Consider the following 16,750-nt stretch of genomic DNA (forward strand, 5'->3'; position numbering starts at 1 on the left):
CCTTCTCCCTAGACGTTCGTGACGCCAAAACCTGCCGCGTCCATTTGACGCATAAACGACGGCATCTCCCCCGTCGCGGCGCAGGCGGCAATCTGATGCAGAGCCCCGGCAACCGCATCATCTGCCGCAGCGCCAATATGCCAGCGTGCGGCAGCCGTGACGGCCTCGTTGGCATTGGCGACTGCAACGGAGTTAGGAACGGCATCGATCATGGGCAAATCGTTATCAGAATCGCCGAATACGGCCACCTCGTCGGGCGTCAGGCCCAAAGCGCGCGCCAGCTCCAGCGCAGCGCAGCCCTTGTCCCAACCAGCCGGAAGGATGTCGAACAGGCGCACTCGGTTGTTGGGAAACACAAGCGAGAGTTCCGGCACCTCAGCGGCAACGCGCTCACGTAGCTCCGCGAGCTCCTCACGCGAACGGGCACTCCAGATATTCGCCTTAAACACCGACGCGTCATCGACGACGGGACGACATGGGGCCTCTTCGCCTTTGAGCCACGCGTTGCCGCCCGACTCCATGGCGCGACGAACGCGCTCGGGGTCACTCGTCACACAATGGGCATCGTTGCCCCAAAAGTCATCGCCCAGGCTGTAGACTTTTAGAAATGTATCGTCGGTCTCTTGCTCCAGATAGTCGGCCAAACGCATCAGAGCATCGTTGTCGATTGCGCGCGAGGCGACTACTTCGCCGTCAACAAACATCACCTGGCCGTTACAGAACGCACCGGTCGAATAACACCCGGAACGGTTTTTGAACATCCAGCCCATCGCGGACGGCTGACGACCCGAAACCGGCCCAAAGTGCAAACCCGCCGCCTGCATGGCATGAATACCCTCAATGGCGTAGTCGCTGGCGCCGTCATGCCCGGCTGGAATCAGTGTATCGTCCATATCGGTCAGCACAAGTTTGATCATAGAGTCCCCTAGGTCATTCTTAATCCCATCTATTGTACCGACCTGCCAAAAAGGGACAGGTTTATTTCGGCAGGTTTCATCTGGGAAAACGCAAAGTCCCAGTTGTTACCTGCCAAAATAAACCTGTCCCTTTTTGGCAGGTGCGCTAGTATAGGGAACAACAGATTCGATGCGGGAGTGCCGGCGGTGCAAACCACAAGGCTGAGAGGGCATGGGGCCCAATCCTTTGAACCTGTCAGTTAATGCTGGCGTAGGGAGCATGCCGCCTTTACAGGGGCGCTGTCTATGCACAGCGCCCCTTTTCTATGCCAAGGAGGCATGTGCAGTGATTGATTCGGAACAGCTTAAGCAACATATGGTCAAGGCCGTGGAGGAGATTCGCACCACCAATCCGATGGCCGGCTCCATCACCAACACGGTGACGATCGACTTTGTCGCCAACGCGCAGCTCGCTGTGGGTGGATCGGCCGCCATGGTCTATCTTCCCGACGAGGGCGAGGCGCTCGTTGCCGGCGGCGGCGCCATCTATCTCAATATGGGCACGCTCTTCCCCATCTACGAGCAGACGATTCCCCGCGCGGCCAAGGCGGCACACGACGCCGGCAAGCCCTGGGTGCTCGATCCGGTGGGTCTGGGCATCGGCAGTCTGCGCACCCAGTTGGTAAACGAGCTTAAGCAGTACAAGCCCGCCATCGTGCGCGGCAACGCCTCCGAGATCATCGCGCTCGCCGGCCTGTGGGGTCTTGAGGGCGAGGCGGCCGATCTGAGCCGCGTGCGCGGTGTCGATACCACCGACACGGTCGACGCCGCCCGCGATGCCGCCGTGGCGCTCGCCCGCTACACCGGCGGCGCCGTTGTGGTCTCGGGCGAAGTCGACCTGATCACCGACGGCATGACCGTGGCCAAGTCCCACGGCGGCAGCCCGCTCATGTCCAAGATCACCGGTTGCGGCTGCTCGCAAGGCGGCGTGCTGGCTGTGTACGCCTGCGCTGCCGACCCGTTTACGGCCGCCGTCTGCGGCACCGCCGTCTACAACGTTGCCGGCTCGCGTGCCGCCGCTGTCGCCGACGCCCCGGCAAGCTTTAAGGTCGCCTTTATCGACGAGCTCTACCGCGCAACCGCCCAGGACATCGCCAACAACCAGCTCGACCTCGAGGAGGCATAGGCCATGTCCGAGCCCGCAACCGATGCCGGCATGAATACGCTCGTCGCCGTGGCCATCGCCCCGTGCGGCACCGGCGATGAGCTGTCCGCCGAGGTCGCCGAGGTCGTGCGCGTCATTCGCGAGAGCGGCCTTCCCAACCGCACCACCTCGATGTTCACCGAGATCGAGGGCGACTGGGACGAGGTCATGCAGGTCGTGCGCGACGCAACCTTTGTGTTGGCGAGCAAGGGCATCCGCACCGAAGTCGTGCTCAAAGCCGATATTCGACCCGGATTTACCGACACCATGACCGGCAAGCTCGAGCGCATGGAAGCTCAGATCAAAAAGCAGGAGGAAACACGATGAGTATCCGCGACAACCTTGATATCTCGGCCTATCTGGTGCTCGGCCCCGAAAACACGCTCGGGCGCCCCGTGGGCGATGTGGTGGCCCAGGCACTCGACGCCGGCTTTACCTGCATCCAGGTGCGCTCCAAGGTGGCAAGCGCCCGCGAGATCATTGCGCTGACCGGCGACGCCGCGCAGGCAATCGCACAGGCCGGCAAGACCGGTCAGGTCGCTTTGCTGATTGACGACCGCCTGGACTGCGTACTCGCCGCGCGCGAGCAGGGCATTGCTGTCGACGGCGTGCACGTGGGTCAGAGCGACATTCCCGTCGAGGTCTGTCGCAAGCTGCTGGGGCCCAACGCCATCGTGGGCCTTTCCGCCCGTTGCGAGGAGATGCTCGAGTACGTCAAGACCGCCGACATGAGCCTAGTCGACTACCTGGGCATCGGCCCACTCCACGAGACCGAGACCAAGCGCGACTGCGGACGCGCGGCCGACGGCTCTATCATCACCAAGAGCTTTGAGGACCTGGCCGCCCTCCACGCGGCAAGCCCCGTGCCCATCGTGGTGGGCGGCGGCGTCAAGACGGCCGACCTGCCACAGCTCAAGGCCACCGGCGTCGACGGCTTTTTCGTGGTGAGCGCCGTCTGCAGCGCCGATGACCCCTACGCCGCGGCCAAGGAGCTCGTCGACACCTGGCAGCAGGCGTAAGTCTAGGCCGAGCAGCTGATTCGCAGCCTCATATCTTCAGCAATGGAAAGCGCATCCCAGTTTGAGCCTCCATTCCGGGATGTGCTTTCCGCCGAGATGGCGGCAGCAGCCTCTACCCTGCCAGATATGCCTCCAGTGCCGGCAAGGTCGCCTCCGCATCGCGGCGACCAATCTGGTAGATGCGCTCAAGTTCATCGGGCTCGCGACACAGCGACGGCACCTTCACCGATTCGCTCGGACGCACCACAAAGATCTCGCCGGCAGCCTCGCGACGTGCCAGGTCATCGAGCGTGGCATTGTAGACCTCATGCCGATGCTCAAGCGCTGCGACAAACTCCGGATAGTGACGGAACACGCGCCGCAGCATGGGCATCACGCTGTTGGGCTGCTTCACAAAGCCCGCCGGCTGCGTGAGTACCACGATATTGCGGTCATACCCCTGCGCAAACAGCCACGCGCTGGGAATAGAATCAGCCACGCCACCATCCAGATACTTATGCCCGTCAATAGCAACGGGACGCGTCGCCACGGGAATTGCCGACGACGCCCGAATCCACTCGATATCGCGCTCGTCGCCATACGGCAGATCGTGATAGACGGCCTTGCCCGTCTCGATATCGGTACACACGCACGTAAATCGCATGGGACAGGTGCGATACGCCTCTAAGTCGATAGGATCGCGCTCGATAGGCACCTCGTGATAAGCAAAGTCGGCATTGTACATATCGCCGGTTCGCAGCCAGCTGGTCACGCTCGCATAGCGCTTGTCGGCGCAATAGGCCTTGTTATAGCGAATGGCGCGGCCGATCTGGCGCGATTTAAAGTTGTAGCCAAACGCCGCGCCCGCCGAGACGCCCACCATATGGTCGCAGGTCAAACCGTGCTCCATCCAAACGTCGAGCACGCCCGCCGTATACATACCGCGGTAGCCGCCTCCCTCGAGCGCCAGCCCCACCGTGCGCGTCATATTTGACTGTGCCATGCGACCATCTCCGTTCCTGCGTTTTAAAACGGGACAAGTATACCCGTCAACATATATCGTCCCAGTCGCATTTTTATCGAACATCGCATCGTCGCGCTACCGCTTGTCGAATAATAGCCGCCCACAGCATGTGCACCCATATATAATTGTGCACTATTGTTTACACTACTCAGCTGTTATCAACAGCGAACATTAGCCGACAAATTAACTCAACAACGCGGCAAGGCGGGGGCCTGGATACATGCAAAGCGCTGAGCAACGACGCGTGTACACAACGAGCTCGCCCGACGCAATCCGCCCCGACCTCAGAAAGTCGCTTAGAACATGGAAACTGTCAGCAATTACACCGAAACGCTCGAAAAGACCGTCCGCGACCTTCTCGAACGGCAGGAGGATCTGATCAGGACTGCCTTTACCGACCAGCTTACCGGGCTTGGCAACCGTGGCGGCTTTGCCCGTTCCCTCGAGGAGCTCTGGGAGCAGGACGCCCCCGTTACCATGGCGTTCATCGATATCGACAATCTCAAGCACTGCAACGACGTCTTTGGGCATGACGAGGGCAACCGCTATATCTTGCAGGTAAGTCTCTATCTTAAGCTGTATATGAAGGTGGGCGAAGCGGCGTTTCGCATAGGCGGCGACGAGTTTGCCATCCTATCTACGATTGCAACCGAGGACGACCTCGCCGAACGTCTGAAACACTGCCGAACGGTTCTGCTCAAAAACAACGATTCCGAGATGCCCCACTCGTTTAGCTACGGAGTGTCACATGCCGACCCCGCCCTGGGCGAAGCTTCCAATCGCATGACGCTCGATGCCGACCATCGCATGTACGACTACAAGCTACGTCATGCCATGCACCTCGATCGACGCAATATCACGCAAGTCCACGCCGACGACTTCGAAATAAGCGATCGTATTTTTGACGCCTTTTCGATGCTCAACGAGGGCCGTTATTTCTTTATCGAGAACTTGGACAAACATCGCACCCTTTGGTCACAAGGTGCCTTGCGCGATCTTGGCCTTCCCTCGGAGCACATAGACAACTGTCGCGATTACTGGAAAACGCGCGTCCATCCCGACGACCTTGAGGCCTGCATCAACGACATCGACCAAGTCTACAACGGCACCAAGCACCGTCGCGTCATGCAGTATCGTGTGCGCAACGCCGTCGGCGACTACGTCCTTTGCCGTGCTCGCGGGTTTCGTATCGACGGCGACGGAAATGTCCCCTCGCTCTATGTCGGCGAGCTCGTCAACCACTCACTTGCCGAAACCGTCGACGCTGCCACAGGCCTCGGAACGCAGCGCATGCTGGTCAACGCCATCGACGCCTGCCGCCGCGATCGTTGCGAGACAGGGCTTATAGCGGTGCGCGTTCGTGGCACGACAAAACTCAACGAGCTCTACGGGGCCGAGGCTGTCGACAACATGCTTGCCGAATACGCAGGCCGCATGCTGTCGATCACCCGCGGCAGGAGCCGGGTCTACCGTTCACGAAGCGTCCAGTTCGTCGTGCTCAGCAACGAACTAGACCACGAGGCATTCGAGCAACTGACCCGCCACCTTAAAGAAGCCGTTTTCGCTCCTGTTCGAATCGCAGGCGACACCATTACTCCCGTCTGCCTTGTCGTCCCGGCCTTTTACGAGCACTTAACCCATCAAGCGACCGCCGTTTTAGGCGAACTCGACCGTCGCCTTCGCACGGCCGGCGGGCTTGTTCCCAACGACAGCCTCCCCATACCCGAGGCGGAGCGCAAAAGCGCCATAGCTGAACGTATCGACTCGCTCACGGGCCTCTATCGACCCAGCGAGTTTATGCGGCGCGCCAACGCATTTCTCGAGGCAAGGCGCAACGGCACCTGGTGCATCGCCACAGTCGACATGGGCCACATGCGCCTGTTTAATGAATGGCACGGCCAGGCCGAGGGCGACCGCGTACTCGCCGATGTGGGCACGGTCCTCAAGGACATCGAGAATGCCGATATGGGCGTCGCAGGGTACTGGGGCCAAGATGACTTTTGTGTACTCATCCCCTTTAAGCACATCACCGTCCATCAAATCTACAACCGCGTTCGCGAGGCCGTAGCCAGACATGATGACGGCGTAGGTTTTTGGCCGTCCATGGGCGTTTACCCCATCGACTCCAATGAGGAAATCACCATCGATGCGCAGGCAAAGGCCATGTTTACCAATCGACGCGCAAAAAACGACTTTAAGGAGCGCATTGCTATTTTCCGCCCCGCGGAGTACGAGCGCGAAGTCGCGTTCCACCGCACGCTGACCGAATTCCAGTACGCGCTGTCAAATGGTCGCATCACGTACTATCTTCAGCCCCAGGTCGATATGGAAACCGGCGAGATTATTGGCGCCGAAGCACTCACCCGCTGGATTGACAAGGACGGCTCTCTCATTTCGCCCACAACGTTTATCCCCGCACTCGAGGAAAGCGGCTTTGTAGTGACGCTCGACAAGTACATTTGGCAGGGTGTCGCCATATAGCTTCGCGAGCGTCTCGATCGCCGTCTTCGCGTGGTTCCGGTCTCGCTTAATGTGTCGCGCGTGGATATCCTTGCCTGCGACGTTGCCGAACATATGGGGGCGCTCGCCGCCCAATACAACCTACCGCCCGAGCTCATGCGTATCGAGATCACCGAGACGGCTTATACGGGAGAATCCGAGGCCGTGGATAAGCTGACCGCAGATCTGCACACCCGCGGCTTCTCGACCTATATGGACGATTTTGGCACCGGTCAGTCCACGCTCGCGATGCTCAAGAACGTCAACGTCGACGTCATCAAGCTCGACCGCACCTTTGTGCCCACCGACCGCGATCAAGGCCGCAGCACGCAAATCATTTCATCGATGCTCGAAATGGCGCAGTCGCTCCATCTGCCCGTCGTGGTCGAAGGCGTCGAGACAAATGAGCAGGCAAACATGCTACGACAAATGGGCGCCCGCTACGCTCAGGGCTTCCTCTACTACCGCCCCATGCCTGCGAAGGATTTTGAGGCATTGCTCGATGGTGGCAATAACAACTGATACGCTCGCGCGCAAAACGCCACCGTCGAAGGGGGCATTTGTCTCCATTAGCTAACTTATATCCCCAATTCAAACCGAATTGGGGATATGATACAAACCGTTGTTCCGCCCAAGGAGGTTATCCATCATGAACGAGTCATATCGCCTGGGCGAGCAATCGATTATTGCCTATCTTCAGCGACTTGCGAACGGCGTCTCGACCGCCGAACTCGATGTTGCCGCGCTGCCTGCTGAGCTACGCGCCGTTGGTGAGCAACTGCAAAAGACGCATGCCATCCTGCAACAAGAGCGCCAGCTGCTTGAGCGCAACGCCTATATCGATCCGCTCACCAACTTGGGCAACCGCAACGGATTCGACCGTCACGTCGAGCAACTCTGGCGCAAAGGCGACCCCTTCACCTGCGCCTATATTGACATCGACCATCTCAAGCATTGCAACGATAGGTTTGGCCACGCCGAAGGCAATCGCTATATTCTGAGCATCTGCCGCACGCTCTCCGAAACCATGGAGCACGATGAGATGCTGTTCCGTATCGGTGGAGACGAGTTTGTGCTCATCTCGCCCTCCGCAAACGAGATTGAACTCGAGCAGCGCTTGGAGCAGGTACGTACCAGGCTGATCGAGGCGAGCTCAGGTGGCAAGGCGCCCATGATCGGCAGCTTTAGCTTTGGCTGCTCGCGCGTCGATCCACTTGCTGGCGACACGCGTCGCCAGATGACGATGGATGCCGATCGCAAGATGTATCGCTATAAGCTTATGCATCGTGTGCAGCAACCGAAAGACGATGACGCGCCGCAACGCCCAATCGTCGATCAGCTTCCCTGCAACGACCGGGTGTTCCAAGCGATCTCCATGAGCTCCGAGACGCGCTATCCGTTTATCCTCAATCTCGATACGGGAGAATCGCAATGGTCGGTTAACGCCGTGCGCGATTTTGACCTGCCCTCCCAGCACCCTTTTAACTCACTCGACATGTGGCTCGCCCGCGTTCATCCCGAGGACCGCGACAACGTACGTGCCGAGCTCGACATGGTGATAAACGGCACATGGCACTTCCACTACATGCAGTATCGCGTAATGGATGCCACCGGAAAATACGTGCTTTGCGACTGCACGGGCTACCGCTTGGACGGCACCGATACCGAGCCCGGCATGTATGTGGGCATTATCATCAACCGAAGCTTGGCAGATACGACCGATTCCGTGACCGGCTTGGGCGATATTCACGCCCTGGTCAACGCCATTGGAGAGATGCGCCGCGTGGCGCGCGAGGCAGGCTTTATTGCCATTAAGGTCGACGATATCGCCGAAGTCAATGCCCGCTTTGGATTCGATGCAGGCGACCGCGTGCTCGCCGAAAGCGCCGCCTGCCTCATGGACTGTTCGCGCGGCAAGGGTCGCTTGTTCCGCTCGACGGGACCAATGTTCGTGGCGCTTTTCGATGAGCTCGGCCCCGAGGCAATCGACGAGCTCGCAAACGAAATCGAACGATTCCTGGGTTCTCCCGTGCTCATCGGCTCGCTTGAATATCAGCCGCCCATTCGTGTGGCGACGCTTCATCTGGACGCTGTCAATCGACAGCCCGTTTCCATTTTGAACGAGCTCAAAGCGTTGCTCGGTAAAGCCGTGCAGGTGCCAGGTACCAAACTGGATTAGCACCGCGCCCGCACCGCCTCCCCCATCGTGCGATAATCCTCTGCAGAAGTCACCAACAGCAGAGGGAGTTTGTGATGAAGGTTCTTTTGGTCAATGGCAGTCCCAAGGCAAACGGCAATACCGCCCGCGCACTCGCCGAGGTCTCCGAGCAACTCAACGCCGAGGGCATCGATACCGAGGTGTTCCAGCTGGGCGCCAAGCCCATTCGCGACTGCATCGGTTGCGGCCAGTGCGGCAAGCTTGGCGGTCGCTGCACCTTTGACGACGACGTGGTGAACGAGCTCATCGCTGCCGCCGAGCAGGCAGATGGCTTTGTCTTTGGCTCCCCCGTCTACTATGCGCATCCCAGCGGACGCATCCTCTCAGCCCTCGATCGCGCCTTCTATGCAGGCGGGCATGCCTTTGAGCACAAGCCCGGCGCCGCGGTCGCCGTCGCCCGTCGCGGCGGCACGTCGACCACGTTCGATGTGCTCAACAAGTACTTCACCATTAAGCAAATGCCTGTGGTTGCCTCCACCTACTGGAACAACGTGTTTGGCCGCGTGCCCGGCGACGCCGATGGGGATGCCGAGGGCCTTGCCACCATGCGAAACATCGGCAAAAACATGGCCTGGCTCCTGCGCTGTATCGAGGCAGGACAGGCCGCCGGTATCAACGCACCCGAGGCAGATCGAGCAACGACCAACTTCATTCGATAGAGCGGCGGAGCATGAATATCCAGATTTTTGGAACCAAAAAGTCTTTCGATACCAAGAAGGCCCAGCGCTATTTTAAGGAGCGCCGCATTAAGGTGCAGTTTATTGACCTTAGGGAAAAGGAGATGAGCAAGGGCGAGCTCACGAGCGTGATGCAGGCGGTCGGCGGCATCGACAAGCTGCTCAACCCCAAGGCCAAGGACGAGGAGACGCTCGCGCTCATCCAGCACCTCACCCCTAGCCAGCGCTTCGACAAACTGCTCGAAAACCAGCAGGTTCTAGCCGAGCCCATCGTGCGCAACGGCAAAAAGGCCACCGTCGGTTATTGCCCCGATGTATGGGGAGCCTGGGAGTAGCCTGTGTTATTTGCCGGCGCGTGGGTATAAGAGCAGGCGTTTGGCATAAGATTCAACTGTAAGCCATGTCTAACAAAGGAGGGCACATGCCCAACAAACCCGTGAAGATCATCATGCTTACCGGATACCTCGGTGCCGGCAAGACCACGCTGCTCAACCACATCCTCGCTAACGACGGCGGCATCCGCGCCGCCGTGATCGTCAACGATATCGGCGAGATCAATGTCGACGCCAGCCTTATCGCCGACGGCGGCCTTTCCGAGACCGACGACCTCATCCCGCTCACCAACGGCTGCATCTGCTGCACGCTTTCGGACGACCTGGCCAACCAGCTGCAGGGCATTGCCGATTCGGGCAAGTTCGACTACATCATCATCGAGGCATCGGGTATTTGCGAGCCTATCCCCATCGCCTACACCATCTCGAGCTTCTGCGACGAGGCCAAGGTGGGCGGCGAGCCCAAGCTCGCGCTCGACAACATCGTGGCCGTGGTCGACTGCGCCCGCATGTACGACGAGTTCAACGGCGGTCGCGACCTGCTGGCTGAGGATATCGACGAGGACGACATCGAAAGCCTGCTCATCCAGCAAATCGAGTTCTGCTCCACGCTGATCCTTAACAAGACCGATACCGTAACGCCCGAGCAGATCGCCGAGCTCAAGGCCATCGTGCGCAGCCTGCAGAAGGACGCCGTGATCGTCGAGGCCCAAAACGGCGAGGTCCCCATGGAGGAGCTGCTCGATACCGACCGCTTCGACTTTATGCGCGCCTACAACTCCGCCGCCTGGATCGAGGCCATGGAGCATCCCGAGGAGCACGACGACCCTGAGGTGCTCGAGTACGACATCGAGACCTTTGTGTACTCGCGCCGCAAGCCGTTTGACCTGCAGAAGTTCACCGATTTTGTTGAGCAGGAGTGGCCCGACGAGGTCATCCGCGTCAAGGGTCCGCTGTGGCAGACCGGCGATCCGGACATGTGCTACATGTTCGAGCAGGCCGGCCACCAGATGCGCCTGATGGAGAACGGTCTGTTCGTTGACTCTGCGCCCGAGGGCGAGAAGCAGAAGATTATCGACGAGAACCCCGAGATCATGCAGATTTGGGACGACGAGACGGGCGACCGCATGACAAGCCTGTGCATCATCGGCCGTCACATGGACAAGGATGCGCTCATCGCCTCCCTCGATGCCTGCCTGACCGACTGGCACCGCGCCTAGGTTTATCCAAGCGGGCATTTTTCCGCCTACGTAACCGCCAAACCACCACGAAGGTGCCCTTCGTGGTGGTTTTTCGTTCTGAGCCAAGGAGATTCATGTTCAATATCGTGCTGTATGCGCCCGAGATTCCGGCCAATACGGGCAATATCGGCCGTACCTGCGTGGTCACCGGTGCCCATCTGCATCTGGTGGAGCCGCTGGGGTTTTCCCTCGATGACAAGACGGTACGTCGCGCCGGTCTGGGCTACTGGCAAAATTTGGACGTGACGACCTATGCCGGCTGGGAGGATTTCCTTGCGCGCAACGGCCTCTCCCCCGCCGATGGCCATCTGCATCTGCTGACCAAAAAGGCACGCCGCACCTATGCGCAAAGCACCTACCGCGACGGTGACTATTTGGTCTTTGGCAGCGAGAGCTCGGGCATTCCCGAGCCACTGCTTGCCGCGGCGCCCGAGCGCTGCGAGCGCATCCCGATGCTGCGCGATTGTGACTCACTCGATAACGCCGAGGCCTGGGAAGCTCACGAGGAATCGCTCGGACATACCGAGGACAGCCACGAGACCATCCTTCAGCAGGATATCTGCGGCAACTTCGTCAACCCGGACGACTACCGCATCAGCGCACTCAACCTCTCCAACAGCGCCGCCATCGTCCTCTACGAAGCCCTACGCCAAACAGGCTTTCCGGGAATGTGACAAAGGGACTGACCCTTTGTCACATTCAAGCGCCACGCCGACGGCACACACGCCTAATTGATGCTCTAGATAAAGAGCCATCACTTTTAATCAGAATTAACTAAAGTAAAATGAAGTTAAACGGCGGTGTGAAAGGAGAGCCTTGTGAAATATCTCGAGAACCCATTTACCCCCAGTTTTGGTGAGGTTCCTGCCCATCTCGCTGGCAGACAACAGATTATTCGGGATTTGGACCGTGCCTTCTTGAGCCAGCGCAGGCGCCCAGAATTAACATCGATCTTCTCAGGCGCGCGTGGAACCGGTAAAACCGCTCTCATGTCGTCGCTCGCGACAAGGGCGGAATCCCACGGCTGGATTGCCGTAAAGACGACCGCGCTCCCGGGAATGCTTGAGGAAATCGAGCTCGGGGCGAAACGTGCTGCCGGCCATCTTATCGACCCGTCCAACCACTTCGAAGTCACCGGTCTCGGAATTGCACCGCTCGGCAGCATCGAGGTCAATCGCGTTCACGATGCCTCAACCTGGCGTTATCGCATGAGCGACATCATCGACCAGCTCAACGAGGCGGGCACCGGTCTGCTCGTCACGGTTGACGAGGTGGACCCGACACTCAACGAGATGATTCAGCTCGCAGCGACGTATCAGCACTTTGTGACCGATGGGAAACGCGTCGCCCTGCTCATGGCGGGACTTCCCAACAACGTATCGACGCTACTGAACCACAAGACGGTCTCGTTCCTTCGCCGCGCCCAACAATATCATCTGGGCCGCATTGCCGACTATGACGTGCGCGAGGCCTTGATTCGCACAATCCAGGAAAACGATCGCCTGGCAGATGCTGAGGGAATCGATCGAGCCGTTCGCTCGATCTCTGGTTTTCCCTTCCTATTGCAACTCGTAGGCTACCGTGCCTGGGACCTCACAAGCGATTCGAAGGAGATCTCGTCACGCGACTTTGACCTGGGAATCAAAATCGCGCGCGACGAGATGGACGACCGAATCCTCGCGGCAACCTATCGGGAACTCACGGCAGAGGACAAGCGATTCCTCATCGCCATGCTCGATGACGAGGAAGAGTCCACCACCGCTGACCTTGTCGAGCGCCTTAAGCGTTCGCCGCAGCAGGTCTCCCGCTACCGACGCCGCATGATAGACGCCGGCATCATCGGGGAGCGAGGACGAGGGCTCGTCGCATTTGAATTGCCATTCTTCCGCGACTATCTCGCAGCTCAATGCGTGAAATAGAAGTCAATGCGACAAAGGGGTGCCCCTTTGTCGCATCGCCTATAGATAGCGGCCGGTAATGCTCTTGGAGCAGGCCGCGATGTCGCCTGGCGTACCGGCGCAGACGATTTGCCCGCCGGCGTCGCCACCGCCCGGGCCCATGTCGATCACGTAATCGGCGTTACGGATAAGGTCGAGATCGTGTTCGATCACGATAACCGTGGCGCCTTTGGCAACAAGGCCGTCGAACACATTCAGCAACACCTGAACATCGAGCGGATGCAGGCCAATCGTGGGCTCGTCAAATACGAATACGGCATCATCCTGCACGCGGCCCATCTCGCTCGCAAGCTTAAGGCGCTGCGCTTCACCGCCCGAAAGCGCCGGTGTGGGCTCGCCAAGCGTGAGATAACCCAGGCCCAGGTCGTGCAAGGTCTGCAAGCGCGTCTGAACCTTCTTGAGTCCCAGTGTGGCGTCGAGCGCCTCATCCACACTCATATCCATAAGCTGCGGCAACGTAAGCAGGCTCCCGTCCTTGCCCTCGCGATGGATATGCGAGGCGGATTCCGCGTAGCGAGAGCCGCGACATGCGGGACAGACGATCTCGACGTCGGGCAAAAACTGCACGTCGAGCGATATCGAGCCCGTGCCGTCACACGTAGGGCAGCGCAAGGCGCCGGTGTTGTAGCTAAAGGCGCCCGCCTTGTAGCCGGCTGCCTTGGCCTCGGGCGTACGGGCGAAAGCGCGGCGCAGCTCATCATGGATGTCGGCATAAGTCGCTACCGTCGAGCGCACGTTGGCGCCGATGGGCGTAGCGTCAATCAGGTTTGCGCGGGCAATACCCTCGGCATCGACCCAACGCACGTGCCCCGGCAGGCGCTCGCCAGCTGCCTGCGCCTTGAGTGCCGGGATGAGCGTCTCGAGCACCAACGTCGTCTTGCCCGAACCCGAAACACCCGTAACCGCAACCAAGCGACCGCGCGGGATATCGACTTCGAGCGGCTTGACGGTATGGATGGCATCGGTCGCCATGCGGATATGGCCCTGGTCGAACATTTCGTCGTCAGTCACCTGCGGACGCAAGCGCTTGGGCTCGGCGCGCAAAAACGGCGCGATGCGACTGCTCTGCGATTGCTCGACCTCGTCTACCGTACCAGCGGCGATCACATTGCCGCCGCCTGCTCCGGCAACGGGGCCCATCTCGACAAGATAGTCGGCTTCCGCCAGTACGCGCGTATCGTGGTCGACAACAACCACGGTGTTGCCGTCATCCACCAGATCGCGCATCACGCCCACCAGGCCGTCGACATTGGCAGGATGCAAGCCAATCGAGGGCTCGTCCAGTACATAGAGCACGCCCGTCGAGCGATTGCGCACCACGCGGGCGAGCTGGACGCGCTGGCGCTCACCCGTGGAGAGCGTGGCGCCGGCGCGGTCGAGCGAGAGATAGTCAAGCCCCAGGTCGACCAAGCGACGAGCCGTGCTCAAAAATGAATCGCAGATATCCACTGCCATGGGCTGCATCTCGGCCGGCAAGGATGCGGGCACCCCGTGCACCCACTCAATCGCCTCGCCCAATGTCATGGCCGCCGCCTGTGCCAGATTGATACCGCGTACCTGGGGCTGGCGTGCGGCCTCGGAGAGGCGCGTGCCGCCACAGTCACGGCATGGCCCCTCGCGCAGAAAGCGCGCAACGCGCTTGAGCCCCTTGTCGTCCTTAACCTTGGCAAGCGCATTCTCCACGGTATAGACGGCGTTGTAATAGGTGAAGTCGAGCGGCGTGGCGCCCTCGCCGTTTTTGGGAACGTAGAGAATGTGCTTTTTGACCGCCGGACCATGGAACACGATGTCGCGCTCCTGAGGCGTGAGCTGGTTAAACGGCACGTCGGTGCGTACGCCCATCTCGCCGGCCACCTGCTTCATCAGATCCCACATGAGCGTGCCCCAGGGAAGGACCGCACCTTCGTTGATAGTCTTTGACTCGTCGGGCACCAGGCTCGCCTCGTCCACCTCGCGCATGACGCCGGTGCCACCGCAGGTGGGGCATGCACCACCGCTATTGAAAGCCAAATCCTCGGCACTCGGCGCGTAGAACTCGCGGCCGCATGTCGGACACGTGAGCGACAGGCCCGCAGCCACGTTAAGGCTCGGCTCCACACGCGCCCCGCAATGCGGGCACACGTGATGGGCACAGCGGCTGAAGAGCAAACGCAGGCTATTGTTGAGCTCGGTCATGGTGCCAAAGGTCGAGCGCACGCCCGGCACGCTCGGACGCTGGTGCAGCGCGAGCGCCGCCGGCACGTGCAGTACCTCGTCCACCTGAGCGTGCTCGGCCTGCGTCAGGCGACGTCGAGTATAGGTGCTGAGCGCCTCCAGGTAACGACGCGAGCCCTCGGCATAAAGAACCCCCAGCGCCAGAGAGCTCTTGCCCGAACCTGACACGCCGGCAATACCCACGAGCTTTCCCAGCGGAATATCGATATCGATGTCCTTAAGGTTATGGACACGTGCGCCACGTACCTCGATAGCCTGCGGGCTCATCTTCTGTTCCGTCACCTTTATCACCCTACTCATGCCATATAACTCGATCGCGAATGTACGCGCCCAGCATGGGCACGGTAAACCGGACGAGGCCGTATCCGGCAGCTTCGATGACGCGCTCGCGAATCAGGCTTGCGCGATATTTACTCGCCCAGCTCTGGGTACGCTCGCAGCGCTCAATGATATCCGCCATGCGCGTCGGTTTGCCCTCTTCAACCGCCATGGCCTCGATAAAGAGGCGCTGTGGACTGCGCAGCCCGTAATACAGAGGCGCGTCAACCGCTTCGTAGAACTCGGAGACGGCATCCGCATGGCCATCCTCGACATCGCGCCTTTCGATGACCTGCGAGCTACGCCGGACAGCAGACCGCCACATGTAATATCCCACCAGCTGAACCATATAGGGATGCCCCATGCTCTTGTGCGCCGCAAGGTCCGCTGTCTCCGCGTCAACGTAAAGACCAGCGTCTTTGACCGTCTGGATATACGAATCGCGTACCTTGGGCAAAGATATCGCCTCCAGCGTACGCTGCTGGGCACGCCGCAAAAACGTCACGCTCGGCTCTTCGAGCAGATCGTCAACCATACTGGGCAAGCCAGCGAACACCAGCGCAAGACCGCGCTGGTCGCTATCGGGCAAGCCCGTGGCATCCTGGTCTCCGAGCAACTGCTGATAGAGAACGGCAAGGGCCGCCAGTTCCTCGATAGACGCCGATTGTGCCTCGTCAATCGCAAACAGTATGCCCTTGCCTGGACCGAGCTTCTTGAGGCGCTCGTTGACCAGCCCTCGCAACGTTTCGCCCTTTGCTCGCGCCGCCTCGACCGACATCCGGCCAAACGACGGACCGAACTCCATTGACGTCACAACGGGCTTATTCGAGCGAAGCGCGTCGGCTAAGCGGTCGCATAAGCCAAGCGAAGCGGAATCGGAGATAACCGCCCATCCGCGCTCGCTGGCTAGACGTTGCAGCTCCCGCAGGAGAACCGTTTTGCCGCAGCCGCGGTTTCCCGTAATGAGCATGAGCCTACCCGGCGCTCCGGCGCCGTTGTCGAGTCCTTCCTCAAAATCTTCGATGACCGACTCTCGACCGATGAGCATCGGAGGCCGCTTGCCTGCCGTTGGCTTAAAGGGATTTGGATTCATGTCGGCCTCCTCGGATCGGTAAATCCTGGTAACAGTTATACCAACTTATACCGAGTTATACCAACTGAATCTGACAAA

Annotated in this window: 13 protein-coding genes, 1 pseudogene and 1 riboswitch; of the genes and pseudogenes, 10 read left to right on the forward strand and 4 right to left on the reverse strand. The window is 59.9% G+C overall.

Translation table 11 applies throughout. The annotated features are described in order from the left end of the window. Positions 1-8 precede the first annotated feature (8 nt). Positions 9-917 carry an HAD-IIB family hydrolase gene (locus DWY51_RS03165; protein ID WP_117769837.1) on the reverse strand — a complete coding sequence of 303 codons (909 nt, stop codon included), beginning with the start codon at positions 915-917 and terminating at the stop codon, positions 9-11. Between the two features lie 163 nt (positions 918-1,080). Further along, a riboswitch (TPP riboswitch) is annotated at positions 1,081-1,191 on the forward strand. Between the two features lie 51 nt (positions 1,192-1,242). Here DWY51_RS03165 and thiM point away from each other — a divergent pair. Genes thiM through DWY51_RS03180 form a run of 3 tightly spaced genes read left to right on the forward strand, consistent with a single transcriptional unit; the run spans position 1,243 to position 3,119 of the window. Next, entirely contained in the window at positions 1,243-2,082 is an 840-nt protein-coding gene (thiM, locus tag DWY51_RS03170) for a hydroxyethylthiazole kinase (RefSeq protein ID WP_117769838.1), read from the forward strand. Between the two features lie 3 nt (positions 2,083-2,085). Continuing rightward, on the forward strand, positions 2,086-2,427 hold the full coding sequence (locus DWY51_RS03175) for a thiamine-binding protein (RefSeq protein ID WP_233504607.1): 342 nt from the start codon (positions 2,086-2,088) through the stop codon (positions 2,425-2,427). After that, positions 2,424-3,119 (forward strand): thiamine phosphate synthase, encoded by a 696-nt coding sequence (locus tag DWY51_RS03180; protein WP_117769839.1) that lies wholly within the window; start codon positions 2,424-2,426, stop codon positions 3,117-3,119. The genes DWY51_RS03175 and DWY51_RS03180 overlap by 4 nt, the downstream gene beginning before the upstream one ends. Positions 3,120-3,231: 112 nt before the next feature. On the opposite strand, the gene DWY51_RS03185 is transcribed toward DWY51_RS03180, so the two are convergent. Then, positions 3,232-4,101: a patatin family protein gene (locus DWY51_RS03185; protein ID WP_199411352.1), complete on the reverse strand. Its 870-nt coding sequence runs from the start codon at positions 4,099-4,101 to the stop codon at positions 3,232-3,234. Between the two features lie 324 nt (positions 4,102-4,425). Between DWY51_RS03185 and DWY51_RS03190 the strand changes: the two are divergent. The 7 genes and pseudogenes from DWY51_RS03190 (at position 4,426) to DWY51_RS03225 (ending at position 13,008) form a co-directional block, all read left to right on the forward strand. After that, positions 4,426-7,143, forward strand: a pseudogene (locus DWY51_RS03190) (EAL domain-containing protein). Between the two features lie 127 nt (positions 7,144-7,270). Then, entirely contained in the window at positions 7,271-8,800 is a 1,530-nt protein-coding gene (locus DWY51_RS03200) for a diguanylate cyclase domain-containing protein (RefSeq protein ID WP_117769842.1), read from the forward strand. A 74-nt stretch (positions 8,801-8,874) separates the two neighbouring features. Beyond that, complete coding sequence (locus DWY51_RS03205) at positions 8,875-9,498, forward strand: flavodoxin family protein (protein WP_117769843.1); 624 nt, start codon at positions 8,875-8,877, stop codon at positions 9,496-9,498. An 11-nt stretch (positions 9,499-9,509) separates the two neighbouring features. Next, complete coding sequence (locus DWY51_RS03210; RefSeq protein WP_117769844.1) at positions 9,510-9,851, forward strand: arsenate reductase family protein; 342 nt, start codon at positions 9,510-9,512, stop codon at positions 9,849-9,851. 86 nt (positions 9,852-9,937) lie between these two features. Then, on the forward strand, positions 9,938-11,068 hold the full coding sequence (locus DWY51_RS03215) for a GTP-binding protein (RefSeq protein WP_117635529.1): 1,131 nt from the start codon (positions 9,938-9,940) through the stop codon (positions 11,066-11,068). 95 nt (positions 11,069-11,163) lie between these two features. Further along, positions 11,164-11,763, forward strand: a complete 600-nt coding sequence (locus tag DWY51_RS03220) for a tRNA (cytidine(34)-2'-O)-methyltransferase (RefSeq protein WP_117769845.1) — start codon at positions 11,164-11,166, stop codon at positions 11,761-11,763. Positions 11,764-12,078: 315 nt separating this feature from the next. Continuing rightward, positions 12,079-13,008 carry an ATP-binding protein gene (locus tag DWY51_RS03225; protein WP_199411353.1) on the forward strand — a complete coding sequence of 310 codons (930 nt, stop codon included), beginning with the start codon at positions 12,079-12,081 and terminating at the stop codon, positions 13,006-13,008. A gap of 39 nt (positions 13,009-13,047) precedes the next feature. Here DWY51_RS03225 and DWY51_RS03230 read toward each other — a convergent pair whose 3' ends face one another. Beyond that, on the reverse strand, positions 13,048-15,561 hold the full coding sequence (locus DWY51_RS03230; RefSeq protein ID WP_199411354.1) for an excinuclease ABC subunit UvrA: 2,514 nt from the start codon (positions 15,559-15,561) through the stop codon (positions 13,048-13,050). After that, positions 15,554-16,672 (reverse strand): AAA family ATPase, encoded by a 1,119-nt coding sequence (locus tag DWY51_RS03235; protein WP_117769848.1) that lies wholly within the window; start codon positions 16,670-16,672, stop codon positions 15,554-15,556. Before DWY51_RS03235 ends, DWY51_RS03230 begins: the two co-directional genes overlap by 8 nt. Between the last annotated feature and the right edge of the window lie 78 nt (positions 16,673-16,750).

The organism is Collinsella sp. AF25-2LB (assembly GCF_003458415.1).
Taxonomy (GTDB): Bacteria; Actinomycetota; Coriobacteriia; order Coriobacteriales; family Coriobacteriaceae; genus Collinsella.